Below are 22,763 nucleotides of genomic sequence, written 5' to 3' on the forward strand. Positions count from 1 at the left end.
AACCGGCCTGGCACATGAATACTCCGAATCAAATCGACTGCGACCTGCTGGTCGTGGGCTCCGGCGCCTCGGGTCTCGCTGCCGCCGTCACTGCGGCGTGGCACGGGCTCAAAGTGGTCGTCGTCGAGAAGGACGACGTCTTCGGCGGCGCCACGGCATGGTCGGGCGGCTGGATGTGGGTGCCGGGCAATCCGCTCGCACGACGCGCGGGCATCATCGAAGATCCGCAACAGCCGCGCACGTATCTCAGGAACGAGTTGGGAGATCGTTACGATCCCGAACGCGTCGATGCCTTTCTGGACAATTGTCCGCACATGGTCGGCTTCTTTCACGAGCACACCGCGCTCCGGTTCGTGGACGGAAATCAGATTCCCGATGTGCATGGCCACGTCGAAGGCGCCGCGACGCAAGGGCATCAGGTGATCGCCGCGCCCTACGATGCGCGCGAAATCGGTCCGCTCAACAAGCGCCTGCGCAAGACCATGCGCGAAACTTCGTTCATGGGCATGCCGATCATGGCGGGCGCCGACCTCATGGCTTTTCTGAGCATGACACGCTCGTTCGGCTCGTTCATCCACGTGGCGAAACGCTTCACGCGTCATTTGCGCGACCTCGCTTTTCACGGCCGCGCAATGCATCTCGTGAATGGCGTGGCGCTCGTCGGGCGTCTTGCCAAGTCCGCCGACGATCTCGGCGTGACCTTGATGGAGTCCGCGCCCGCCAAGCGTCTGATCGTCGAGGATGGCGCGGTGCATGGTGCTGTCGTATCGACGAAGAGAGGCGAAGTCACGATTCGCGCGGCGAAGGGCGTGGTGCTCGCCGCCGGCGGCTTTCCGAACGACCTCACGCGCCGCAAGGCGCTTTTCCCGCGCACGCCGACAGGCCGCGAGCATCTGGCGCTGCCGCCTGAAAGCTGCTCGGGCGATGGCATCAGCCTGGGTGAATCGGCGGGCGGCTCGCTCGTGACGGATGTCGCTTCGCCCGCCGCATGGGCGCCGGTGTCGCGCGTCACGCATTCGGATGGCAGCATCGGGCACTTTCCGCACATCATCGATCGCGGCAAGCCCGGTGTGATCGGCGTGCTGTCGAACGGCAAGCGCTTCGTCAACGAAGCCGATGGCTATTACGACTACACCGCCGCTATGGTCGCGGGCGCGCCCGACGGTCAGGATGTCGCGTCATGGCTGATTTGCGATCACCAATTCTTGCGCCGATACGGCCTGGGCTACGTGCGGCCCTTCCCGGTTCCGATGCGCCGCTTCATCCGCAACGGCTACCTGCAACGCGGTTATTCGCTGGAAGAGCTGGCCGCCCGCTGCGGTATCGATTCCGATGCGCTGGTTAAAAGCGTCATCGCGTTCAATGACCACGCGCGGCGCGGCGAGGACCCGGAATTCGGACGCGGTTCGACGCCCTATAACCGCAAGATGGGCGACCCGTTGCATCAGGGGCCGAACCCATGTGTGGCGCCTATCGAACACGGTCCGTTCTACGCGGTGAAGGTGTACCCGGGCAGCTTCGGCACCTTCGCGGGATTAAAGACGAACGGCTCGGCGCAAGTGCTCGATTTGCACGACCAGGCGATCGCCGGCCTTTACGCCGTGGGCACGGACATGGCGAGCGTGATGGGCGGATTCTATCCGTCAGGCGGAATCAATCTTGGTCCCGCGATGACCTTCGGCTATGTCGCGGGCCGGCATGCGGCGGGCATTCATCGTTACGAAGACGAAGACGCGGTGCAGGAGGATCTCGTTTTGCCGCTCGACCTGAACCGCGTGCCGACGCCGACGCATTGAAGCGTCAGTAAGTCGCCCGCCCGCCCGATGCATCGAACACCGCGCCTGTGGAAAACGAGCTCTCCTCGCTACTCAACCAGCGAATCAGGGCGGCGATTTCCTGCACGGTGCCGGGACGTCCCATCGGAATCTTGGCTTGCAGCATCTTCATCTGCTCGGGCGGCATCTGCGCGAGCAACTCGCTTTGCACGGATGCCGGCGCAATTGCATTGACGGTGATATTGCGCTGAGCCAGTTCCTTGCCGAGCGACTTCGTAAGACCGATCACGCCCGCCTTCGAAGCCGAATACGCCGACTGGTTCGCATTGCCTTCCTTGCCCGCAATCGACGCCATGTTGACCACGCGTCCATAACCGTTTCTGAGCAGATACGGCACGGCCGCCTTGCAGACGATGAACGTCGCGGTCAGGTTCAGCAGCAGCACCTTGTTCCACGCATCGAGCGGCATCTCCCACACCGACGCACTCGATCCGACGATCCCCGCGCTATTGACCACGATATCGAGCTTGCCCGTCTGCGCCACCGCCGCTTCGAGCGCGGCGCGTACTTCGTCCTCGTTCGTGACGTCGACGCGCTGCGCAATCGCGCGCTCGCCCAGACGTTCCTGGCACGCGGTGAGCCGCTTCTGGTCGATGTCCCATAGGACCACCGTCGCGCCTTCCGACATCAAGCGCTCCGTGCACGCGAGCCCGATTCCCGATGCAGCGCCCGTCACGAGGGCGACGCGTCCTTCGAATGCCTGGCTGATCGTCATGTTCAACCTCGCTGGCTTGCGCGCCGCGCGAAGAAACGACGTGCGGCATCGGTGCAATGGGCTACCTTGCGTGCATCGGATAGATCGGCATCCGCCGCAACCGGCGTCTCGATCACGAGTTGCGCGTCGGCGGGCAAGCGGTCGAGAATCGCATCGAGCGGAATCACGCCATCGCCTAGATGCAGGCGCGCGGTGCGGGCTTCGTTGGCGAGCCCGTCGAGCGACGGACTTCGTTCGATGGCATCGCACAACTGCACGTAGGCAATACGTTCGGCCGGCACCGCGTCGAGTTCTTCCGGGCGCGCGCCGCTACGATGAAAATGCAGCACGTCGAGAATCACGCCCGCGTTGGCGCGCCCCGCCGCATTCAGCAACTCGAGCGTTTCACCAAGCGTGCGCACGTCGCGATACAGCATGAATTCGACGCCCACATGCAGGCCATATTCGGCGGCGGCATCGCACAAGCGGCCGAACAGTTCGATGCGTTCCGGCGCCGATAAAAACGCGTCGTTGGTCAGCAGTTCCGTGCCGACCGCCGAGATATGCGTCGCGCCCAGTTCCGCGCCGGTGGCGAGCGCCGCGCGATAAGTGTCGATATCGGCGGCGGGCGAAAGAATGAACGCTTCCACGTCGAACACGCGGATGTCGTTCGCACGGCACGCCGCCTTGATCTCGCGCACCACGTCTGGCCGGCCGATGACTTCGTGCGCGAGCGGCTTGGGCGTCGCCGTGCGCAAAAGCAAGCCGACCTTGCCGAGTCCCGCCGCCGCGGCGGCCTCGATCAGTGCAACGGGCGCGCCGCCCGCCACGGTCAGGTTCGCCACCGACACGTCATGCAAATTCACTTCCTCGATCATCGTTTCTCCTCAACGCGTATTGAAACCGGTGCTCGCCGACCACCACTTGAGGATCGTGTCGCGATCCTTCAGCGCCTGCGGCAAATCGAGCTTGAGCAGCTTGACGTTCGTAAGCGCGGGCAAGCCCTTCGGCGCGGCAACGTCCTTGCGCACCGGATACGCGCCCGCCGCCGCGAGCCGCGTCTGCGTCTCCGCGCTCAATGCGTAATCCAGAAAGAGCTTCGACGCGTTCGGATGCGGCGCCGTCTTGCTGATCGCCACCGCGTTGAACTGCGCCACCGCGCCCGATGCCGGCACTCTCACTTCAACCGGCACACCTTGCGTGATGAGACCCGTCGCGGCCGTCGTGTTGGTGAAAAAATCGAGCGGACGTTCGCCGGTTTGCAGCTTGGTCGTCATCACGCCCATGGAGGCCACCAGTTCCGCGTTGGTCTTGCGCACGCCCTTGAGGATCGCGCCGCCGGCTTCGGGTCCGTAATGCTGATAAAGACTCGCGATCACCGCGAAGGTCGCGGAAGACGACGCCGGATTCGTCGTCGCCACGAGTCCGTCCCATTCGTCCTTCGGCTTCGCGTAGTCCTGCCAGTCGGCGGGAATGGGCGCAGAACCGATCGACTGCTTGTTGTAGGCGAAGAGGCACAGCTGGCCGTTGCCGCGCAGATACGTCGTGCCCTGTGCGGGCGTGGCGATGGGCAAGAGCACGCCCTTGTCGCCGTACGACACATCGGCGAGCGTGCCCGACGCGCCCGCCGTGATGATGGTGTCCTCGGCCTGATAGAACACGTCCATCACCGGACGTCCCGCCTGCTGTTCGCCGATGAAGCGGTTATAGATCTGCCAGGCGTCGCCGGTCGCGGTCGTCACGTCGATGCCCGGATACTTCGCGGTGAATCCCTTGACGATGATCTGCACCGTGAAGAGATCGCCATACACCACGAGCTTGCCTTCCTTCTTCGCATCCGCGATCAGCGTGCTGTCGGGCTCGGCGTGCGCGATCAGCGGCGAGATGCCGAGCGCGAGCGCCGCGCTTCCGAGCGAGAGTGTCTGGACGAGGCGGCGCCGTTTTATCGAAGTGGTCATGTTGTCTCCTGATGATTTGTAGTCGTTCGGCTATTTCAGGTCGAAGCGTTCGGTGATGAGCGCGTCGTCGCGACGGAAGTGTTCGAGATGCGCAAGCTCGTCATAGTCCAGCCGGTACGCCTGCGCGTAATGCCCGGCTGAACGCACGCGTCCCGCGACGCCGCTTGCCACGAGTTGCTCGCGCACGTCCTCGAGACACGCGGCCAGTTCGTATCGATCGAAACCTTCGAGGATCACCACGCCCACCGCTTCGTTGCCCTCGCGCCCGGCCGGCAATGCTTCGCCGACGCGGATCGGCACGTTCCATTCGGGCGCGGCGAGATGCGCGCCGACCACGGGCGACAAACGCGTGAGGTCATCCACGAGCGCCGCGAGACGCGGCGCATCCTGCCGTGCATCGTCGGCGAAGTCGATCAAGAGCGTCGCCACCGTGCCGCCCGTGCCGCCGCCCGCGCTTGCCAGCACTGAGCAGTGATACGCAATGCGGTCGCGGTAATGCGGGCGCATCTTCAGAAACCAGGCGGTCTCCGTCACCTTGCACTTCGCGTGCTTCTCGTCGGTGAGCACGTCAAGACTCGTCAGCCCGTAAAACGTGAAGAAGCGCGGCATGTCGCCTTGTCCGTCGATACAGCGCCGCGCCCAGCGGATGCCGTCATCGCCGAGATAGGCCATGTGCTCGGGCACGTGGTCGCGCGTGTGCATCAGCGCAAACTCGCGGCCGTAGGCGGGCGGGATGTCGTTCCACATGGTAAAGAGACCGGTGCCGACAGCGATCATTGAAGCTCTCCTCTCATCAGATGCAAATGCTGGGGCGCGACGCTCAGGGTGATTTCATCGCCGTTGGCGTAGCGTTCGAAGCCGGGCGTCACCACGGTCTGATCGCCGAGCGGCGTTTCCACGCGCAACTCGCGCCGGTCGCCGACGAACGAACTTTCACGCACGCGGCCCGGCACGCCCGCGTGCGAGCGCGCCTGCACGCGCCACGCTTCGGGCCGCACCATGCAGAGCGCTTCGTTGCCGTTGGCGGCGCCCGTCACATCGCCCTTCACGACGATCTGCCCGGATTGCGCCACGACTTCCGTTTCGCCCGCGTGCGAACGCAGCGCAACCGGAAAGAGATTGGCCTTGCCGAGAAACTCCGCGACATAGCGCACCGCCGGCCGGAAATACAGTTCCTCGGGCGCGCCGCGCTGCACGATACGTCCGCGATCGAATAGAAAGATTTCATCGGCGAGCGACATGGCTTCTTCCTGATCGTGCGTGACGAACAAGATGGTCGCGCCGATGCGCCGCTGCAGATTGCGAATCTCGTGACGCATCTCCACGCGCAGTTTCGCGTCGAGATTGCTGAGCGGCTCGTCCATCAGGATGAGACGCGGATCGGCCACGAGACAGCGCGCAATCGATACGCGCTGCTGCTGGCCGCCCGAGAGTTGCATCGCGCTGCGATCCACTTGCTGACCGAGCCCCACCGAAGCGAGCGTGTCGCGCACGCGCGTGTCGATGGCCGCGTGCGCCGTGCCGCGCGCCCGCAGCGGCAGCGCGACGTTTTCCATCACGCTCAAATGCGGCCAGATGGCATACGACTGAAACACCATGCCGAGTTCGCGTTTCTCGGGCGGCAGGTCGATGTTGCGCGTCGATGAATACACGGTGCGCCCGTCGATCTCGATCTCGCCGCTCGTCGGCTGCTCCAGCCCGGCGATGCAGCGCAAGGTCGTGGTCTTGCCGCAGCCGCTCGCGCCCAGCAGCACCGTGATGGCGTTCGGGCGGAACTGCACCGTGAGATCGTCGATGGCGTGCACGCCGCCGAAGCGCTTGGTAAGGGACTGAATGGCAACGGTCATGGCGTGGACTCTCGTATCGGGTGATCGTATGGCGCGCGTCAGACAATCGAACTCTCGCGGCGGCGCGTGATGACGGCGACCGCCGCCATGACACCCACGCCCATCATCAGTTGCAGCAGCGAAAGCGCGGCGACTTGCGAGAATTGGCCGATCGACCAGGTATCGAAGCTGAGGATGGAAAGCGTGCGCGTCTCGGCGGTATAAAGCGGCAGCACGATGGAAAGCTCGGACACGAAGATGCTGTAGATCATCACCCAGCTCGAAATCACGCTCGGCATGATGAGCGGCAACGTGATGCGTGACAGCGCGCGCGTCCAGCCGTAGCCCGAGATGCGCGCGCTCTCTTCGAGTTCGGGATGAATCTGCACGAGACTGCTGGAAATGGCGCGCACCGAGTAGCTGATGTAGCGCCCCACCAGCGCGATGATGATGATCCACACCGTGCCGTACACGCCGACCCACTTCGGCATGGCGACCCAGAAGAAGAACACGCCGAGCGCGAAGGCGAGACTCGGCACCGACATCGGCAAAAGGACGATGGCTTCGATCCATTGACGGCCGCGCATCTTCGAGCGCGTCGTGAACCACGACACCGCGACGCCCAGAACCGTCGTCGCGCTCGCCGCGATGATCGTGATGAGAAGGCTGTTGACGAAGGTCGTGCGCACGTCCACCGTGGTCCAGAGAAAGCGCAGGTTGTTCCAGGTGAAGTGTCCCGACCACGCGTAGGTCGAAAACGCCGCCGCCGCGATGATCGCAATCGGCGCGAAGACCGTGAGCGCGAGATAGCACCAGATCGCGGCGGCGATCGCATGACGGCTCGCGCCGAGCTTCATCAGGCGCGGCCTGAATCCCTTGCCGGTGACGGTGACGAAGGAACGGCCGCGCAGCATCCATTGCTGCACGAGATTGGCCGCGACCGAAAGCACCATGAGATAGATCGCCAGCACGGCAACGATGCCCGCATCGGGCGGAAACTGCTGCAATTCGAGGTAGATGCGCGTGGTGACGAGATAAATCTCCTTCGCCATGCCAAGCAGCACAGGCGTGCCAAAGAGCCCGAGACTGATGACGAACGCGAGCACCGCGCCCGACAGAATGGACGGACCGACCACCGGCAGCGTGATGACGCGCATCGTGCGAAAGCGGCTGAAGGCCGGCCACTTGCCCGGCTTCCTCGAGACTCGGGTCCATGTTCCGCAGCGCGCCGGCGACGATCATCATCACGTAAGGCGCGATGTAGATGCCCATCACCCAGACGATGCCGAGATACGAGTACACGTTGAACGGCTGGCCGATGCTCATCCACTTCGCCGCCACGTTGAAGATGCCGATGCGCGGCGCGCCGAACAGAATCCACGCAAACGCGCCGATGAACGGCGGAATGAAGATCGGCATGGCGGCGGCGCGTTCGAGAAAGCCGCGCCACGGCACGTTGGTGCGCACGAGACACCACGCGAGCATGACGCCGAGCGCGGTCGCGAGCAGCATGGAACCGAGCGCGATGACGAGCGTGTTGCCCATCGCCATCCAGTAGCTCATATCGCCGAATACCTTCCCGAAAGCGGCAAGCGATGCGCTGGCATGACCATTGTCGATACGCACGAAGCCGCGCAGGATCAACGCGCCGAGCGGCAGGACGATCAGCACGGCGAGCGCCGCGATGAGCAGCGCGAACATGCCGATCTGGTTCAGACGGCGCGTGGAGACGCCCGCGCGCGCTGCGGGCGCGCGGTCGGCGGCAAGCGGCTGTACGTGATGTGGATTCAAACTTCGCTCCCGAAGTCGACGTGTCAGGACCGGCGGCGCATCTCGTCGATTTCCGCCTGATAGGGTGCGGCCTCGCCATCGATCACTTCGGCGAGGCTCACGCTGCGGCCGAGCCTGCCCGATTCGATCGGCGCATACGCGAGCGCGACATCGGCAAGCGCTTCCTCGCCGGTCACTTCGGGCGCTTTGCCGTGCATCACACAATCGGCGAGTTCGTGAAGCTGAAGCGCGAGAATGCGCTGGTCCACTTCGTCGAAGGCAAACGAATAGGTCCACGGACGCGCATCGCCGAAAAGCGCGGCAGCAACTGGCCCCAGGCGATAGCTCGGCGCATGCTCGAGAATGCGCGCATCGGCGATGACGGAGCCATCGTCGAGATGAAGCGTGACAGGACGGCCATTGCGGTCGCCCGGCGCCACGATGGAGCCTTTCGAGCCGTGAATGACGCGGCTCTCGCGATGCTCGCCATGTCCCGCGCGATCGTTCACCCACTGGCCGATGGCGCCCGAAGTAAAGCGCAGTTGCGAATACGTGGCGTCGTCGCCGCTCGCTTCGAATTCCGTTGGCATGCCGTCCGGCGCGCGCCACCACTTGTCCGTCTCGGATGCCGAACCGCCTGCGCGCGCGGCCACGCGGCGCGTCTTCTCGTGCCAGCCGGCTTTCGCCGTAGACGCTCGCCACGCCGCCCATGTAGAAGCGGATGATGTCCGCGTTGTGCACGCCCGAATCGAGTACCACCATGCCCGATGGCTTTTGATGCCGCCACGGCGTCTGCACCATCACATCGCGCCCGCCGATACTCGTTTCCAGCATCAGGCGCGGCGTGCCGATGGCGCCATCGTCGAGCAGCGCCTTCACGAGCCGGTTGATCGGATCGCGCCGGAAATTTTCCGCGACCGAGAGCACGCGCCCGGCATCCCTCGCCGCATTCACGATCCTGCGGCACTCTGACACCGTGATGCCGAGCGGCTTTTCGCACAGCACGTGAAGGCCGGCCGCGAAGCACTGCAACGCGACGCTCATGTGCGAGCCGGCGTCCGTGGCGATATCGGCGGCGACGATCTCCGGATTCTCGCGCGCCATTTGGCCAATGTCCGCGTACACGGCGGGCCGCGCGCCGAAGAGCGCGGCGGCTTCGTCGGCCATGCTGCGCGCGCTCTCGGCGTTGAGATCGCAGACGGCCGCAAGCTCGATGTTCGCAAGTCCGCTGCGCTTCAGTTGCGCGAGACCGTGCAGATGTCGTCGTCCCATGCCGCTGCAGCCGATTGCGGCGTATCTGATGAAAGCCATGTGTCTCTCTCCGATGCCAGTTCGCTCGATGCAGCCGTCTGATCGCGGCCGTCTATGTTCTTAGAAAGCGTATCGATTTTGGAAAGGTATTTCAATCGGTAATTGCATTACGGCAATGACGCGCGCATGCTCGTGTTTCGACGACTTCTTCCACGGGGAACGCTCATGACGACGCGCACGCAGGCCATGGTCGTTATCCGCCACGACGTGGACGCGGACACGGTCGATGAATATCTGCGCTGGCATTCGTTCGAGCATCTGCCAGAACGGCTCGCCCTGCCCGGCTTCCGGCATGCGGAGCGATGGGAACGTATCAGTGGCGACGGGCCGCGCTATCTGTGCGTGATCGACGTCGATTCCGCGCGCGATCTCGAATCGCCGGACTATCTCGCGAGACTCGACGCACCGACCGAGTGGACCCGCAAGCTGATGCCGCATTACCGGAATGTTCAGCGCGCGTTGTGCGAGACGCTCGTGGATGTGGGCGGCGGCCTGGCACCTTTTCAATGGTGCATGCGCTTCGATCTCGAGCAAGGCGTCGATATCGGCGACACCATTCGCGAGCTTCGCGACGCACATGCGCTCACGCGCGTGCGGCTCGGCCGCGTCCACGACGCGCTCAGCGGCCGGCAGACCGAGGAAAAGCGCATGCGTGGAACGGAGGACACGGGCGGCTTCGGTCATCTGCTTTTCGCGGGCGCATTGACACGCAAAGCGCTGGAATGCGGCGCGGCGGCCATGCAAGACGCGCTCGGAGTATCGGCGGCGGATTGCGACCGCGCGCTCTTCCGGTTTTCCTACGCAAGCACCGCTTAGAACGCGGCGCTTCACTGTCCGGTCCAGTTCGGCTTGCGCTTCTCGGCAAACGCCTGCGGTCCTTCGCGGGCATCGTCGCTATCGAGCATGCGCCGCGCGAGCGGATAGTCTTCGTGCAGGGTCGCGGCAAGATTCGCTTGCGCAAGGCTTTGCAGCATCACTTGCTTGGATGCCTGAACGGCCAGCGGCGCGCACGCGAGAATGTCTTCTGCCAAGGCGCGCGCGCGCTTCATCAGTTCAGCCGCCGGCACGACTTCGTTGAGCAGACCGATGCGGCGCGCCTCATCGGCCGAGATGCGATTGCCGGTCAACACGAGGCCCATTGCGTCCTTCATGCCGATCTGCCTTGGCAAGCGCTGCAAGAGACCGCCGCCCAGCGCGGCCAGTCCGACGCGCGGCTCGGGCAAACCGAATTGCGCGTGATCGGAGGCGACACCCAGGTCGCATGCCGCGAGAATCTCCATGCCGCCGCCGAGACACAGGCCGTTCACCGCCGCGATCAATGGCTTGTAAAGGTCGAAGCGATGCGTGATGCCCGCGAAACCCGTCGCGGGCTTCGTATGGTCGCCGCTCGCCGCCAGCGCCTTGAGGTCGGTGCCGACGCAGAATGCGCGCTCGCCGGCACCGGTCACGATGGCGACGCGTAATGAAGCATCGGCGGCGTATCGATCGAACGCTTCGGCCAGTTCCCGATGCGCCTGCGGATGCAGCGCGTTGAGCACCTCGGGACGATCGATCGTCAAGATGAGGAGCGGGCCTTCGACTTCGTAGCGGCAGAATCGAACCGTTTCGGGTGTCATGGATGCCTCGTCAGTCGAGCGGAACGGTGAGCCGATCGATTACCGCGCGCGTCCGCGGACGCACGCCGCGCCACCATTCGAAGGCTTCCGCTGCCTGTTCCACCAGCATGCCGACGCCATCGGCTATTTCCCTTACGCCGGCATTGCGCGCGAGCCGAAGGAACGGGGTCAACCGTTTGCCGTAGACGAGTTCGTAGGCAGCGCCGTCGGGATCGAACACGCTTGGCGGCACGGGCGGCAAGTCACCCGTGAGACTCGCGGAGGTCGCGTTGACCACGAGATCGAAGCCGCCCATGGCTTCGAGCGCGTCGTATCCGCAGGCCGTCAACGACGCTTGCGCGCCGACTTCGCGCACCAGCGCTTCGGCTTTCCGCACGGTTCGGTTCGCAATGACGAGTTCGGCGGGCCGCGCATCGAGAAACGGCAGCAGCGCCCCGCGCACCGCGCCGCCCGCGCCGAGCAGAAGCACGCGTTTGGCGGCCATCGGCAAACCGAGATTCATCTCGATGTCGCGCACCAGGCCGACGCCATCGAAGTTCTCGGCGACGACCTTGCCGTCTTCGAAGCTCATCGCGTTGGCAGCGCCCGCAAGGGTTGCGCGCTCGCTGCGTTCATCGGCCATGGCGAACGCCTTGAGCTTGAACGGCGCGGTTACGTTCATGCCCTTGCCACCGTCCGCGATGAACGCGCGCACCGTATCGGCAAAGGCGTCGTGCGGTTCGAGCGGTCCTTCGATTGCCGTATAGCGCATGTCCTGCCGCGTTTCTTCCGAGAACAGGCCGTGGATCAAAGGAGATTTCGTGTGGCCGATCGGGTTGCCGATCACCGCGTACCGATCGCTCATCGCGGCCTCGCTTTCGAATACAGCACGCCGTCGGTCTGCATGGCGTCGATCTGCGCCGCGTCGAACCCCAGCGACTGCGCGACTTCCGCGTTGTGCTGACCGAGGTCCGGCCCGACTTCGCGAATGGTCGTATCGCAATCGGAGAACCGGAACGGCAGGTTCGGCAGACGCAGCTTGCCGAAGCGCGGATGCTCCTGCTCGATCACCATGCCACGCGCGATGATCTGCGGGTCCGCAAGCACTTCGTCGATCCGCTGCACCTTCGCGCACGGCACGTCGATGCTGTCGAGCAACGCAAGCACGTCGGCAACGGGCCGCGATGCGACCCAGGGCTTGACCACCGCGAGAATGTCGAGCCGATTCGCATTGCGCCCGTTGAGCGTGTGAAAGCGCGCGTCGGCGCCAAAGCCCGCCGGTGCGCCGTGCGCTTCGAGCAGCGCGGCGAAGCGCTTCCATGCATCGTCCACTTGCGCCGCGATCACGAGGTCGCCGTCGGCGGCGCGAAACACGCCATAGAGCGTCGATGTCGGCATGTCATGACCGGTTTGCTCGGGCACGACGCCTTGCATCGTGTAGCACTGGACCGCGTATTCGTGCATCGACACGAGCGTGTCGTAGAGCGCCATGTCGATATGCTGCCCGCGCCCGCTCTTCACGCGGCCGAGCAGCGCCGCATTGATCGCCGCGACCGCGTGAATGCCGGTGTACATGTCGCCGAGCGAAATACGCATCAGGGGCGGCGGCTCGCCGGGATTGCCGATCATCTGCATGATGCCGCTCTTCGCTTCCGCGATCAGCCCGAAGCCCGCGCGATGCGCGTCCGGTCCCGTGTGGCCGTAAGCCGAGATCGAGCAATAGACGAGACCCGGATTGCGCGCGGACAGCTCTTCGTAACCGAGGCCGAGCTTCTTGAGCGCGCCCGGCCGGTAGTTCTCGACGAACACATCCGCCGAGTCGCACAGGCGCTGCATGAATTCCTTGCCGCGCGCATCGCGCATGTTGACGCTGACGCCGCGCTTGCCCATGTTGAGTTGCAGGAAGTAGGCGCTTTGTTCGTCGTCGAGCACGGTTGCATGCTGCCGGCCCGCATCGCCGCTGACCGGACGTTCGACCTTGATGACTTCCGCGCCGAGCGCCGCGAGACAGCGTCCGACATAGGGACCGGCCAGAAAGTGGCTGTAATCGACGACGCGCATGCCTTCCAGAGGACGTGCCTGCATTACCTTGCTCCCGGTCGGCGCGGCACCATCAGACGATGCTCGCCATGCTGGACGACCTGCCCGTGCTGATTGATCAACTCCGACGGCAAGATGACGATGCCCCAGTCCGGACGGCTCTTGCTGGCACGCATCGAGCCGATGCGAAACCTCACATGCAGCACGTCGTCGACCTTGATCGGCAGGTTGAAGTCCCACGTCCAGCCAAGCGACATGCCCGGCAGGAAGCGGTAGTCGCTCTGCGTCTTGAGGCCGTCCGCGATGGACAAGCCGAAGAGTCCATGCGCGACGATCGAACCGAAGTGGCTCGCGTTGGCGTAGTCCTCATCGACGTGGACCGGCGTGTGGTCGCCCGTGAGGTCGGCGTAAGCGAGGATGCGCGCTTTCGTGACCGTATAGGTTGGGCTCGTGCACTCGTCGCCTTCGTGGGCGTCGTCCCAGTATTTATCGACAATCGTCATCTCATGCCTCCGACCGCGGATCGATGGAAAGCGCCCGTGCCACGCACGACGCGGGCTTGGCCTGAATCAGCTCGACGGCAAGGCCGTCCGGCAGGCGAATCCAGTTGCGTCCCTGCGGCATTTCATTGACTTCGTAGCGCTGCGCGGCTCGAAGCGCCGCTTCCAGGTCCTCGCACATCACGCCCAAATGGCCGAGCCGGCCTTCGGGCGCGTCATGGTCCGGTTTGTGGATGAACTGCAGTCCGCCGAGCGTCCAGTACTGGCGCGGTTCGTCGATCGTGCCGTCGACTTCGCGCATGGTCATGCCGAGCACGTCCTCGAAAAAACGGATGTGCCAGTGGATGTCCTTCACCCAGATGGCGACGTGTTCCAGATACGCCTTGCTGCCGTTCATGCGGTTGTCTCCTTATTCTTTTCGGTCGGTCATGGCCCGCTCGATGCCCTTGATGCAGGCGACGAGCGTCGCGTTGACGGGAGTCGGCACGCCGTGCCGCTCGCCCCAGCGCACGACCGCGCCGTTGATGAAATCGATCTCGGTAGCGGAGCCTTTTTCCAGGCTTTGCAGCATCGACGTCTTGAAGGCGGGCGAGAGCCCTTCGCCTGCGAGAATCCACGGCCGTTCCGGATCGGTGACGGAGAGCGCGACGCCCGCCGCTTTCGCCACGGCCATCGCTTCGGCAACCGCCGCGAGAGACGTGGCCTTGAGATGCGCGTCTTCATAGAACTGGCCGTAAGTCAGGCCCGTGATGCCCGTGAGCGCGCCGGTGGCGACGTTGACGAGGAGCTTGTCCCACATCGTCCCGAGGATGTTGTCGCTGACCGTCGTGGCGAGCCCGGACGCGTTGAAGGTGTCGGCGATGGCCGCAACGCGCGCGGTAACGCGGCCGTCGAGTTCGCCCACGATGGTCGCCTTGCCGGCCACGCCCGACTCGATATGCCCCGCGCCACGCATGACGCCGCCGACGTATGTCTTGCCGGCCAGCACGCGTTCGCGTCCGACGATTCCCGCCAGCACGTCTTCATGCCCGAGACCGTTCTGCAGCGAAAGCACCACCGTTTCGGGACCGATCAGTTCGAGCGCGCCGCGCATGGCGGCATCGGTATGAAAAGATTTGACCAGCACGATGATGAGATCGGCCGCGCCGGCCTCGGCGGCTTGCGTCGTGGCGCGCACGGTGACGCGACGCGAGCCGGTGGCGTCGTCGACGAGCAGGCCGTCGCGGCGCATGGCGTCCACGTGCGCGACGGAGCGGTTCAGCAACCACACTTCGTTGCCGCCTTCGGTCAGCGCCGCACCGATGGCGCAGCCGAGCGCACCGGCACCCAGAATCGCGATTTTCACAGCCGTCCCCCTGATCTGCGACCAAGATACGGCTCACGGGTCATATCGGCAATGCAATGAATTCAATGACCACATTGCGTTTGGCAATATCACTCGCGCGGCTTGTTCCGTGACAATAGGCCGATGGAACCGATCGAACTTCCCGACCTCAAGCTGCTGCAACTCTTCGATTTGCTCTACGACGTGCGCAGCGTGACGCGCGTCGCAGAGCAGCTCGGACAAAGCCAGCCGACCATCAGCATCTGGCTCGGACGCTTGCGAACGCATCTGCAGGACCCGCTTTTCATTCGTACGCCGAGCGGCATGGCGCCCACGCCGCAGGCCGACGCGCTGATCGGTCCATGCCGGGAGATTCTCGAATCGCTGCGACGCTTCGCTGCATGGGAAATTGCGTTCGATCCATCGACCGCCAAGCGGCGGTTTCGAATCTGCATGACCGACGCCAGTCACATCACGCTGCTCCCGCGGATGCTGGCGCATGTGCGCGCGCAGGCGCCCGGCGTGCGTCTCGATGCGGCGCGAATCGACGGCAACACGGAACGCGCCCTGGAATCCGGCGAGGCGGATCTGGCGATCGGACATGTACCCTGGCTTGGCGGAGGAATCTACCAGCAGCAGTTATATATGCAGGATTGGGTTTGCCTGACCAACCGCAGCCACCCGAGGCTGCGCGCGAAGCTCAGCCGAAAGCAATATTGCGCCGAGGGACATGTGGCGATTGCAGCCGGCACGGGCGCGCAGTTGCTTGAGCAGGCGCTGCTACGCGAGCATATCGAGCGCGATGTCGTGCTTGAACTGCCGGGCTTTCTCGGCCTCGGATCGATCATCAAGACCACCGACCTCATCGCCACGCTGCCGCGCAATATCGGCGAGACGCTGGCGCGAGTCAACGACGTCGCCGTTCACCCCTGCCCTTTTCCCGTCGATCGATTTGCCGTGCGTCAGCACTGGCATGCGCGATACCACCACGAAGCAGGAAACCGCTGGCTGCGATCCGTCGTGGCGCAGCTATTCGGCAGCGCAAGCTGATTTGCGTGACGCCATGAAGACGCTTTCAGTGTGCGATTACAACAGTACGGTTTCGATCCGAAACGCTTGCGTACTAACAGCGAAATCACCACGCCGATTTCACATTCGGGCGTCACACTTCGATGATTGATTCTTTATGTGCGCTTTCGTACAACAACGAGCTATTTTCCGCTGCGCACAATCGAGCGTCAACGCTGGTTTCCCGGTATCGTTATATCCATAGAGGAATCGCTAAACTATTAGTGCGCGATGGCCTCACGGTCGCCGAGCCAAGCTGGGCGCGGCTTCCGGAGCTACCGATTATCTGGCTTTTTAAGTAATTTTTGCGTTGGACGTTTTTTAAATTCGGTAATTCGTGACCACATGCTTATTTAAAACCGTTCGTACTGGATAAATCGCTCAAGTCGGACTGCCGGCGTACCGATAACGCATTCACACAGAACGCAGTAATGAATTCGCAAGGCCGCATGCGGCGCTGCAAAAGCCATGAAACGGGCTTGCGTCGCGGAATGGCTAGTAAGTAATCGTTGTCGACACAGAGGAGAGCATCATGGACGCCAGACCGACGAAAATCCCGACCCCCGACAAAGTGAACAGTCCGGACCCGGACCCGGTTGCCGTCGAATTTCTCGCCACCGAGTTGCCCGAGCATGTTCGCGCGTTCTTCGACGAACAGCGCAACTCGACCGGCTCGAAATAGGCGGCGCGCTGGATCGTCACGCCGTCGTCGTGAAAACGACGCCCGGTGCGCACGGCGCGCACGGACCTCACGGTCTCTTCATGGCAGAAGCCAGGCGAAGTCGCGCCTTATCCTTTTGACGGCAGCCGAGAGTCGTGCGGCAAGACTCGCCTATCCAGGATGAACTCTCACAGCGGTGCGTTATGCTGGCGCTTTTGCATCGAGCCCATGCGCAGCCGATCTCTGACTTCTCTTCTCGCTTCATCTCGCGTGCTCGCGGTGACTGGCGTCGCCGCTCTGCTCTTCACGTTGTCGGCGCCCGTTAGCGCCGATGGCGACGACACCGCCTTCACCAATCTCATTGCTCTCGTCTCGCAACGGCTTGCGCTTGCCGAACCCGTCGCGCGCTGGAAGTGGGCGCGTCACGAACCGATCACCGATGAACCGCGCGAAGCCGCGCTCCTGAAGCAAGTCGAAGACAAAGCCAGCGCCGCGCAGGTCGATCCCGCGTTCGCGCGCCAGTTCTTTCGCGATCAGATCGATGCCAGCAAGGACGTGCAGAACGCGCTCTTCGCCAACTGGCGCGCGGCGAAGGCTGCGCCAGAAGGCACGCCGCCCGATCTCGCGCATGACACGCGCCCGAAGCTCGATCGCCTGACGCAGTCGCTCATGACCGCGCTCGCGCGCGTCGAACCGCTACGTCAAGCCGACGATTGTCCGCTGCGTCTTGCACAAAGCGTGGCGCGCTGGAAGCATCTGACGCGCTATGACTCGTCGATGAACGGTCCGCTCTCACACGCGTTGTCGCATGTGTGCGCGGCGGGCGGCGTGGGCGCGGTTGGCTAGCTGGTGACCTGATTCGCGAAAGCTGCTGGCGCGCATTCGAGTGCGACGAACCCCAGTCCGCGCGCGAGGCGCTCGCCGAGGATGCGATAGGTAGCGAGTTCGAAGACGGGCGCCGAAGCAATCGCCGACAAGGCGCGCGCGTCGACGATGCTCCGAGCCGAACCGAGATATTGCCATCGGTCGATGACATGCCAGACGCGTTCGGCCATCGCCGGATCACGTTCTTCGATTGCGATTGGACCCGCATAGGGCCACGGCGCGCCACGCATGTCGCCGGTACGCGCCTTTGGCACGCGGTTATGCGCCGGCCGCAGTGCCGCCACCAGTTGCGCTTCGGCAAGCAACGCACCGATTTCTCCACCGGTCGCGCGCCACTCGACGCGCCGCACGAGCGCGGACAACCGCAAATCCTTCGCGGAACGGCGTGGCCCGACCAGATGCGAACGCACACGTTGACGCAAGCGCACGCTTCGGCCGACATATAGCGGGGCATCGTCGTCGCCGCGAAAGACGTAGACGCCGCAGCCAACCGGTATGCGCTCGATCGTGTCTTCATCGATATGAGCCGCGATCTGAAAGCGCCGCGTCACGCGTTCGACGTGCGCGCTCAGTAAATCGGCCGCGTGCGAGCGATGCAGATGCTGCCAGAACTGCCAAAGCAGATCCGCATCGGCGAGAGCACGGTGACGCGCGGACGGCACGAGCGCGTGACGCTCGACGAGCGCATCGAGTCCGTGGCGGCTTTCGGCGGGATACACGGCGCGCGAAAGTTGCACGGTGCACAGCACATCCGGCGTAAAGCGCAGGTCGAGCCGCCGGAATTCGCCCTTCAGGAAACCGTGATCGAAGTGGGCGTTGTGCGCGATGAAAAGCCGCCCGTTCATGCGTTCGAGCAGGTCTTGCGCGAGCGCTTCGAAGGTGGGCGCGTCGCGCACCATGGCATCGGTGATGCCCGTCAATTGCCGGATGAAGCCAGGAATCGGCTTCTGCGGGTTGACGAGCGTGGTCCACTGCGACACGCCGCTTGGCCCGACCTCGACGATGCCGATCTCCGTGATGCGATCGATGCCGAACGTGCCGCCCGTCGTCTCGAGATCGACGAAGACGATGGGATCGGTGGGAAGCTTGAATTCGGCGGGTGGATCGAAATGCATTATCGGACGGCGGGAGATTGCGGGATTCGCGGGAGTAAGCGATGGGACGAGATTGCCCATTCTAACGCAGCGGGGTGACCGGGGCTTTGGTCGCCGAGCTGCCGCGGTAATCGGTAAGTAATTCTGGTTAAGGGAATATCTTGTCGGTTTACGTGATTACCCGGATTTACGATCTACGACGCTTGAGTCGTCGCAATTAGAATTTTTTGCGGCGACAACGTTGAACACGAGTTTTGACACAATGGCGGATAACCCTGATTATTTATAGATTTTGGTCATGGTCGCTTGGACACCGTCCATACGCGCCAGAGGCCGCTCCAGCGGGCCGTCGACCGGCGATGGACGCGCCGCGAGCTACCGCGATGGAGCGCATCCTGCGAATCTCCGGTCTCACAAGTCCGAGGTCGATAATCGTTATCGAGCCCGGAAGATAATACGGCGATCGCTGTTGCACATTAACTAATCTGTAATTCAGACCATCCCGATTATTGCTTTCCGTCATCGTTATCTCAAGCGACAGGCAGACGCATTTATTAAGTGGAAAAATTACCGCGCCCGTAACCGATTTATTAAAATCGTAAGTGTTTACTCGTCTTGCCCAATTCTATGAAATTAAGGATTATCGAAACTAACTTGTAAAGGAGGACGCGGTGATAATCCAATTCAAGCGTATCGCGCTTTGGCTAAAACTGGCATTCGCTCCGACCATTGCGCCGGAAACGTCATCGGCCGGCTTGCTCCAAATCGATCCTTCCTGGCACGGCGATCATTGGCAAAACCTGCTCGCATCGCCCATGGACGCCCGCCGCTACGTGATGGAGGATTGGGCAGTGCCGCTCGGCGCGGACGTCGTCGAGCGGGAAGAGGAGAAAGCCACGGCCTGATCGCGGCCCGGTGAGCCCGCGAATTTCAAGCAAAAAAAAGCGCGACCCGAAGATCGCGCTGACAAAGTTTGGAGATCTTTTCCGTCAACGAAAAAGTCTGCTTCGGAAAGCAGAGCCCTCAGTATAGCTACGGCTGCAGCAATAATTACCCTCGAAAAAAGCAATCTTCTGTTTCACTTGGCTCAATAATCCGTATTTTCGGAAAGCGCCTGTTGCTTTGCGCCAACTTATATGTAGCGCTTGCGCAACGCGAGTTGGTTGACACTTCCGCCCTTACGACTTTATTCGCGCTTAAAGCGTTGTATTAAAAGAAGAATAAGCGGTTCATCGATCATTGCTGTTAGAAGAATGATTTATTGCGGAAATTGGAACGCCCCGCTTGTAACGCCGTCTTTACACTTCGTCTGGTCCGGAAACACATGTGTCTCTTCGTGACGCATGACTCCTCCGACAGCGCCTCTCGCAGCGCGCCGGAACGAGGTTTCCTCAAAGCCTGGGTCTAGGGCCCAATCTGCTCTCGGAGTTACAAAGATGAAAAAGACTCTCATCGTCGCAGCCCTCTCGGGTGTCTTCGCCACTGCAGCTCACGCCCAAAGCAGCGTCACGCTGTACGGCTTGATCGATGCAGGCATCACCTACACGAACAATCAGAACGGCCACAGCAACTTCAAGGAAACCAGCGGTTCGGTGAACGGCAGCCGTTGGGGCTTGCGCGGCGCTGAGGACCTCGGCGGCGGCCTGAAGGCAATCTTCACGTTGGAAAACGGCTTCAACATCGCTAACGGCACGCTGGGCCAGGGTGGCCGCGAATTCGGCCGTCAAGCGTACGTTGGTCTGTCGAGCGAACAGTTCGGCACGGTCACGCTCGGTCGTCAATATGACTCCGTGGTCGACTTCCTCGGGCCTCTGGCTCTGACGGGCACGCAATACGGCGGCACGCAGTTCGCCCACCCGTTCGACAACGACAACCTCGACAACACGTTCCGCGTGAACAACTCGGTCAAGTACACGAGCGCGAACTACGCCGGCTTCAAGCTTGGCGCGCAGTATGGCTTCTCGAACGAAGCAGGCGGCTTCTCGGACAACCGTCAATACAGCGTCGGCGCATCGTACAACTACGGCCCGTTGAACATCGCTGGCGCGTACATGCAACTGAACAACGCCGGTTCGCTGAACACCGGTGGCGCGATCAGCGGCGACAACCCGTTCGTGGCTGGCCGTCAACGCATCTTCGGCGGCGGCGTGAACTACGCTTTCGGCCCGGCAACGGTTGGCTTCGTGTTCACGCAGACGATGCTGGACAACGCAACGGCCATCAGCAACACGGGTTCGCAAGGCGCTGGCCTGGTTGGTCTGACGGACGGCCACGTTCGCTTCACGAACTACGAAGTCAACGGCCGTTACAACCTCACGCCGGCTTTGTCGCTCGCAGCGAACTACACGTACACCGACAGCCGCATCGATGGCGTGAAGCCGAAGTTCCACCAAGTCGACCTGCAAACGGCGTACGCGCTGTCCAAGCGTACGGACGTATATCTGCAAGGCGAATACCAACACGTTTCGGATCTGGATGGCACGGGTCTGGGCGCGACGATCAACGGCGTAGGCGTTTCGTCGACGCCGAACCAAGTCTCGGCAACGGTTGGTCTGCGTCACCGCTTCTAAGCTGGACTGGTTTCATCAGTATGAAAAAGGCCGCTCTTCGGAGCGGCCTTTTTTCGTCCAACGTTCCGGGCACCGAAGCGCCTTCAAAACTTTTAGCGCGGATAGCGCACGTCGAGGATGTCGATCTGCTGCACGCCTGCGGGCGTATGCAACGGCACCGTATCGCCGATCTTCGCCTTGAGCAGCGCGCGCGCCACCGGCGAGATCCAACTCACGTGACCGACGTCCAGGTCGACCTCGTCCACGCCGACGATCGTCACCGTATGCACCTCGCCGTCGTCGCCGGAATAGTCGACGGTCGCACCGAAGAACACCTGGTCGACGTTCTCCTGCCTGCTGCTGTCCACCACTTCCGCGAGATCGAGACGCTTGCCGAGAAAGCGGATACGCCGGTCGATTTCTCGCAACCGACGCTTGCCGTAAATGTAATCGCCATTCTCCGAGCGGTCGCCATTTGACGCCGCCCACGACACGAGCCTGACCACTTCGGGGCGCTCGGTATCGAGCAATTGCAGCAACTCGTCGCGCAGGCGCTTGTGGCCCGCTGGCGTGATGTAGTTCTTGGTCCCCGCCGGAACGTCCGGCTGACCGAGTTCGAGATCGTCGTCACTTTCGTCCGACTCTTTGACAAATGCCTTGTTCATCGCACAGACCAAGTTCGAATTTCCGGGGCTTCTCCGCCCCCAAACCAACAACTTACCACGCGCGTTGAGCGTGGAGGACGCATCTAAAGCGATAATTTGGTCAACGCCCCTTCCTTTTTCAAACAGGCTTGGCTATAATTCCGCTTCTGCGTGCGGCTGTAGCTCAGTTGGATAGAGTACTTGGCTACGAACCAAGGGGTCGTGGGTTCGAATCCTGCCAGCCGCACCACTTAATTCAGGTTTCCCGCCTTCGGACGGAAAACAGCATCAAGCGCTTAACCAAAAGCGCATGTAATAAACAAGCAGTACCGTTTGAAGCAGTACCGTTTTGCGTGCGGCTGTAGCTCAGTTGGATAGAGTACTTGGCTACGAACCAAGGGGTCGTGGGTTCGAATCCTGCCAGCCGCACCACCTTTCGAAGGGCCTTCCACACGGAAGGCCCTTTTTGTCTGCCTCGTCGCTACTTACTCTACTGCCGCGGCAACGAGCCGATATCGCCTATACGCTCGTCCGGTATCGGCAAATCTTCAACCGATGCCACCGCGCTCGGCTCGCCAATCGCCTCGGCTCGTTCGCCCATCAGCATTTGCGAGCGATGCGGGAATTCGTCGTCCACGGTATCGCCGAAAGAGTGACGCACGAACGCGCGCAGAAGCGCCACGCGCAGCGACGGTCCGCGCCCTTCCATCGTGTCCGCGTCCTTGCCGAAGCTCACGCTGCAGACCACCTCGCCGCGTCCGTGATCGCTCATTTCGAGCCGGCACGCGCGCTCGAGAACGACCGAAGCGGCTTCCCACGAAGTCGATGGCAGAAAGCGACCATCCCAAGGCCGGCCGCGATCGTTGCCGCGAATGGAGAGCGTCTGTCCGCTGTCGGTGAAGTGGATTTCGCGAATGAAGTCGTGCAGCCCGCGCGCTACCCAGTAGTCGAGTGCCTGGCCGTCGAGATCGGATGTTTGCATGTGGCGCTTCTCCTGTAGTCGTACAGG

Annotated in this window: 25 protein-coding genes, 2 tRNA genes and 1 pseudogene; 11 read left to right on the top strand and 17 right to left on the bottom strand. The window is 62.8% G+C overall.

Annotated features, from left to right (window positions below; genetic code table 11):
* Positions 1-14 precede the first annotated feature (14 nt).
* Complete coding sequence (locus tag P9292_RS21950) at positions 15-1,796, top strand: FAD-dependent oxidoreductase (protein WP_309961212.1); 1,782 nt, start codon at positions 15-17, stop codon at positions 1,794-1,796.
* Positions 1,797-1,800: 4 nt separating this feature from the next.
* On the opposite strand, the gene P9292_RS21955 is transcribed toward P9292_RS21950, so the two are convergent.
* The 6 genes from P9292_RS21955 to P9292_RS21980 are packed head-to-tail and all read right to left on the bottom strand — an operon-like array spanning position 1,801 to position 7,470.
* The gene (locus P9292_RS21955) at positions 1,801-2,550 is read right to left on the bottom strand and encodes an SDR family NAD(P)-dependent oxidoreductase (protein WP_284507686.1); all 750 of its coding nucleotides are present in this window, start codon (positions 2,548-2,550) and stop codon (positions 1,801-1,803) included.
* A 2-nt stretch (positions 2,551-2,552) separates the two neighbouring features.
* Complete coding sequence (locus P9292_RS21960; RefSeq protein WP_250508717.1) at positions 2,553-3,407, bottom strand: sugar phosphate isomerase/epimerase; 855 nt, start codon at positions 3,405-3,407, stop codon at positions 2,553-2,555.
* A gap of 9 nt (positions 3,408-3,416) precedes the next feature.
* Positions 3,417-4,487 carry an ABC transporter substrate-binding protein gene (locus P9292_RS21965; RefSeq protein ID WP_250463878.1) on the bottom strand — a complete coding sequence of 357 codons (1,071 nt, stop codon included), beginning with the start codon at positions 4,485-4,487 and terminating at the stop codon, positions 3,417-3,419.
* A gap of 30 nt (positions 4,488-4,517) precedes the next feature.
* Complete coding sequence (locus tag P9292_RS21970) at positions 4,518-5,264, bottom strand: hypothetical protein (protein ID WP_250508716.1); 747 nt, start codon at positions 5,262-5,264, stop codon at positions 4,518-4,520.
* Positions 5,261-6,334: an ABC transporter ATP-binding protein gene (locus P9292_RS21975; RefSeq protein WP_244827372.1), complete on the bottom strand. Its 1,074-nt coding sequence runs from the start codon at positions 6,332-6,334 to the stop codon at positions 5,261-5,263. Before P9292_RS21975 ends, P9292_RS21970 begins: the two co-directional genes overlap by 4 nt.
* Positions 6,335-6,372: 38 nt before the next feature.
* Positions 6,373-7,470 (bottom strand): ABC transporter permease subunit, encoded by a 1,098-nt coding sequence (locus tag P9292_RS21980; protein ID WP_309961216.1) that lies wholly within the window; start codon positions 7,468-7,470, stop codon positions 6,373-6,375.
* Between the two features lie 107 nt (positions 7,471-7,577).
* On the opposite strand from P9292_RS21980, the gene P9292_RS21985 reads away from it, so the two are divergent.
* Together P9292_RS21985 and P9292_RS21990 are read left to right on the top strand one after the other, a co-directional pair.
* Positions 7,578-7,871 carry a hypothetical protein gene (locus P9292_RS21985; RefSeq protein ID WP_309961218.1) on the top strand — a complete coding sequence of 98 codons (294 nt, stop codon included), beginning with the start codon at positions 7,578-7,580 and terminating at the stop codon, positions 7,869-7,871.
* Positions 7,872-7,918: 47 nt separating this feature from the next.
* The gene (locus P9292_RS21990) at positions 7,919-8,164 is read left to right on the top strand and encodes a hypothetical protein (RefSeq protein ID WP_309961220.1); all 246 of its coding nucleotides are present in this window, start codon (positions 7,919-7,921) and stop codon (positions 8,162-8,164) included.
* Here P9292_RS21990 and P9292_RS21995 read toward each other — a convergent pair.
* Together P9292_RS21995 and P9292_RS43235 are read right to left on the bottom strand one after the other, a co-directional pair.
* Positions 8,128-8,736 carry a Gfo/Idh/MocA family oxidoreductase gene (locus P9292_RS21995; protein WP_309961222.1) on the bottom strand — a complete coding sequence of 203 codons (609 nt, stop codon included), beginning with the start codon at positions 8,734-8,736 and terminating at the stop codon, positions 8,128-8,130. The genes P9292_RS21990 and P9292_RS21995 overlap by 37 nt on opposite strands.
* A gap of 70 nt (positions 8,737-8,806) precedes the next feature.
* Positions 8,807-9,394 (bottom strand): annotated as a pseudogene (locus P9292_RS43235) (Gfo/Idh/MocA family protein); the annotation flags it as partial.
* Positions 9,395-9,559: 165 nt separating this feature from the next.
* Between P9292_RS43235 and P9292_RS22010 the strand changes: the two are divergent.
* Positions 9,560-10,210 (top strand): DUF4286 family protein, encoded by a 651-nt coding sequence (locus P9292_RS22010; RefSeq protein ID WP_309961227.1) that lies wholly within the window; start codon positions 9,560-9,562, stop codon positions 10,208-10,210.
* An 11-nt stretch (positions 10,211-10,221) separates the two neighbouring features.
* Here the strand turns inward: P9292_RS22010 and P9292_RS22015 are convergent, their stop codons facing one another.
* Genes P9292_RS22015 through P9292_RS22040 form a run of 6 tightly spaced genes read right to left on the bottom strand, consistent with a single transcriptional unit; the run spans position 10,222 to position 14,874 of the window.
* Entirely contained in the window at positions 10,222-11,010 is a 789-nt protein-coding gene (locus P9292_RS22015) for an enoyl-CoA hydratase-related protein (protein WP_309961229.1), read from the bottom strand.
* Positions 11,011-11,020: 10 nt separating this feature from the next.
* Positions 11,021-11,854, bottom strand: coding sequence for a shikimate dehydrogenase (aroE, locus tag P9292_RS22020; RefSeq protein ID WP_309961231.1), 834 nt, complete (start codon positions 11,852-11,854; stop codon positions 11,021-11,023).
* Complete coding sequence (locus P9292_RS22025) at positions 11,851-13,074, bottom strand: CoA transferase (RefSeq protein ID WP_309961233.1); 1,224 nt, start codon at positions 13,072-13,074, stop codon at positions 11,851-11,853. The genes aroE and P9292_RS22025 overlap by 4 nt, the downstream gene beginning before the upstream one ends.
* Positions 13,074-13,532 carry a MaoC family dehydratase gene (locus P9292_RS22030; RefSeq protein ID WP_309961235.1) on the bottom strand — a complete coding sequence of 153 codons (459 nt, stop codon included), beginning with the start codon at positions 13,530-13,532 and terminating at the stop codon, positions 13,074-13,076. Before P9292_RS22030 ends, P9292_RS22025 begins: the two co-directional genes overlap by 1 nt.
* Before the next feature lies 1 nt (position 13,533).
* Positions 13,534-13,926, bottom strand: a complete 393-nt coding sequence (locus P9292_RS22035) for a VOC family protein (protein ID WP_250508709.1) — start codon at positions 13,924-13,926, stop codon at positions 13,534-13,536.
* Between the two features lie 12 nt (positions 13,927-13,938).
* On the bottom strand, positions 13,939-14,874 hold the full coding sequence (locus P9292_RS22040) for a ketopantoate reductase family protein (protein WP_309961238.1): 936 nt from the start codon (positions 14,872-14,874) through the stop codon (positions 13,939-13,941).
* Positions 14,875-14,997: 123 nt separating this feature from the next.
* On the opposite strand from P9292_RS22040, the gene P9292_RS22045 reads away from it, so the two are divergent.
* The 3 genes from P9292_RS22045 to P9292_RS22055 all read left to right on the top strand — a co-directional run bounded on the left by P9292_RS22045 (position 14,998) and on the right by P9292_RS22055 (position 17,428).
* Positions 14,998-15,903 (top strand): LysR family transcriptional regulator, encoded by a 906-nt coding sequence (locus P9292_RS22045; RefSeq protein WP_250463810.1) that lies wholly within the window; start codon positions 14,998-15,000, stop codon positions 15,901-15,903.
* Between the two features lie 550 nt (positions 15,904-16,453).
* Complete coding sequence (locus P9292_RS22050; protein ID WP_244827361.1) at positions 16,454-16,603, top strand: hypothetical protein; 150 nt, start codon at positions 16,454-16,456, stop codon at positions 16,601-16,603.
* Between the two features lie 207 nt (positions 16,604-16,810).
* The gene (locus P9292_RS22055) at positions 16,811-17,428 is read left to right on the top strand and encodes a chorismate mutase (RefSeq protein ID WP_309961240.1); all 618 of its coding nucleotides are present in this window, start codon (positions 16,811-16,813) and stop codon (positions 17,426-17,428) included.
* Here P9292_RS22055 and P9292_RS22060 read toward each other — a convergent pair.
* Positions 17,425-18,582: an exonuclease domain-containing protein gene (locus tag P9292_RS22060; protein ID WP_309961242.1), complete on the bottom strand. Its 1,158-nt coding sequence runs from the start codon at positions 18,580-18,582 to the stop codon at positions 17,425-17,427. The two genes, P9292_RS22055 and P9292_RS22060, sit on opposite strands and share 4 nt — an antisense overlap.
* 689 nt (positions 18,583-19,271) lie before the next feature.
* On the opposite strand from P9292_RS22060, the gene P9292_RS22065 reads away from it, so the two are divergent.
* Entirely contained in the window at positions 19,272-19,466 is a 195-nt protein-coding gene (locus tag P9292_RS22065; protein WP_309845158.1) for a hypothetical protein, read from the top strand.
* A gap of 531 nt (positions 19,467-19,997) precedes the next feature.
* On the top strand, positions 19,998-21,131 hold the full coding sequence (locus P9292_RS22070) for a porin (RefSeq protein WP_244827357.1): 1,134 nt from the start codon (positions 19,998-20,000) through the stop codon (positions 21,129-21,131).
* A gap of 92 nt (positions 21,132-21,223) precedes the next feature.
* Here the strand turns inward: P9292_RS22070 and greB are convergent, their stop codons facing one another.
* Positions 21,224-21,775, bottom strand: coding sequence for a transcription elongation factor GreB (gene greB / locus P9292_RS22075; RefSeq protein WP_250463802.1), 552 nt, complete (start codon positions 21,773-21,775; stop codon positions 21,224-21,226).
* 152 nt (positions 21,776-21,927) lie between these two features.
* Between greB and P9292_RS22080 the strand changes: the two genes are divergently transcribed.
* Both P9292_RS22080 and P9292_RS22085 read left to right on the top strand, forming a co-directional pair.
* Positions 21,928-22,004: transfer RNA gene (locus P9292_RS22080), tRNA-Arg, on the top strand.
* A gap of 105 nt (positions 22,005-22,109) precedes the next feature.
* A tRNA-Arg gene (locus P9292_RS22085) sits at positions 22,110-22,186 on the top strand.
* A gap of 58 nt (positions 22,187-22,244) precedes the next feature.
* Here P9292_RS22085 and P9292_RS22090 read toward each other — a convergent pair.
* On the bottom strand, positions 22,245-22,736 hold the full coding sequence (locus tag P9292_RS22090; RefSeq protein WP_250463799.1) for a phage protein NinX family protein: 492 nt from the start codon (positions 22,734-22,736) through the stop codon (positions 22,245-22,247).
* Positions 22,737-22,763: the final 27 nt, after the last annotated feature.

It is taken from the genome of Caballeronia sp. LZ001 (assembly GCF_031450875.1).
GTDB lineage: Bacteria > Pseudomonadota > Gammaproteobacteria > Burkholderiales > Burkholderiaceae > Caballeronia.

Excerpts from the sequence above, each read along its gene's own strand:
- P9292_RS21950 (WP_309961212.1), top strand. The coding sequence starts at position 15 with ATGAATACTCCGAATCAAATCGACTGCGACCTGCTGGTCGTGGGCTCC.
- P9292_RS21955 (WP_284507686.1), bottom strand. The coding sequence starts at position 2,550 with ATGACGATCAGCCAGGCATTCGAAGGACGCGTCGCCCTCGTGACGGGC.
- P9292_RS21960 (WP_250508717.1), bottom strand. The coding sequence starts at position 3,407 with ATGATCGAGGAAGTGAATTTGCATGACGTGTCGGTGGCGAACCTGACC.
- P9292_RS21965 (WP_250463878.1), bottom strand. The coding sequence starts at position 4,487 with ATGACCACTTCGATAAAACGGCGCCGCCTCGTCCAGACACTCTCGCTC.
- P9292_RS21970 (WP_250508716.1), bottom strand. The coding sequence starts at position 5,264 with ATGATCGCTGTCGGCACCGGTCTCTTTACCATGTGGAACGACATCCCG.
- P9292_RS21975 (WP_244827372.1), bottom strand. The coding sequence starts at position 6,334 with ATGACCGTTGCCATTCAGTCCCTTACCAAGCGCTTCGGCGGCGTGCAC.
- P9292_RS21980 (WP_309961216.1), bottom strand. The coding sequence starts at position 7,470 with ATGCGCGTCATCACGCTGCCGGTGGTCGGTCCGTCCATTCTGTCGGGC.
- P9292_RS21985 (WP_309961218.1), top strand. The coding sequence starts at position 7,578 with ATGCCCATCACCCAGACGATGCCGAGATACGAGTACACGTTGAACGGC.
- P9292_RS21990 (WP_309961220.1), top strand. The coding sequence starts at position 7,919 with ATGACCATTGTCGATACGCACGAAGCCGCGCAGGATCAACGCGCCGAG.
- P9292_RS22010 (WP_309961227.1), top strand. The coding sequence starts at position 9,560 with ATGACGACGCGCACGCAGGCCATGGTCGTTATCCGCCACGACGTGGAC.
- P9292_RS22015 (WP_309961229.1), bottom strand. The coding sequence starts at position 11,010 with ATGACACCCGAAACGGTTCGATTCTGCCGCTACGAAGTCGAAGGCCCG.
- aroE (WP_309961231.1), bottom strand. The coding sequence starts at position 11,854 with ATGAGCGATCGGTACGCGGTGATCGGCAACCCGATCGGCCACACGAAA.
- P9292_RS22025 (WP_309961233.1), bottom strand. The coding sequence starts at position 13,074 with ATGCAGGCACGTCCTCTGGAAGGCATGCGCGTCGTCGATTACAGCCAC.
- P9292_RS22030 (WP_309961235.1), bottom strand. The coding sequence starts at position 13,532 with ATGACGATTGTCGATAAATACTGGGACGACGCCCACGAAGGCGACGAG.
- P9292_RS22035 (WP_250508709.1), bottom strand. The coding sequence starts at position 13,926 with ATGAACGGCAGCAAGGCGTATCTGGAACACGTCGCCATCTGGGTGAAG.
- P9292_RS22045 (WP_250463810.1), top strand. The coding sequence starts at position 14,998 with ATGGAACCGATCGAACTTCCCGACCTCAAGCTGCTGCAACTCTTCGAT.
- P9292_RS22050 (WP_244827361.1), top strand. The coding sequence starts at position 16,454 with ATGGACGCCAGACCGACGAAAATCCCGACCCCCGACAAAGTGAACAGT.
- P9292_RS22055 (WP_309961240.1), top strand. The coding sequence starts at position 16,811 with ATGCGCAGCCGATCTCTGACTTCTCTTCTCGCTTCATCTCGCGTGCTC.
- P9292_RS22060 (WP_309961242.1), bottom strand. The coding sequence starts at position 18,582 with ATGCATTTCGATCCACCCGCCGAATTCAAGCTTCCCACCGATCCCATC.
- P9292_RS22070 (WP_244827357.1), top strand. The coding sequence starts at position 19,998 with ATGAAAAAGACTCTCATCGTCGCAGCCCTCTCGGGTGTCTTCGCCACT.
- greB (WP_250463802.1), bottom strand. The coding sequence starts at position 21,775 with ATGAACAAGGCATTTGTCAAAGAGTCGGACGAAAGTGACGACGATCTC.
- P9292_RS22090 (WP_250463799.1), bottom strand. The coding sequence starts at position 22,736 with ATGCAAACATCCGATCTCGACGGCCAGGCACTCGACTACTGGGTAGCG.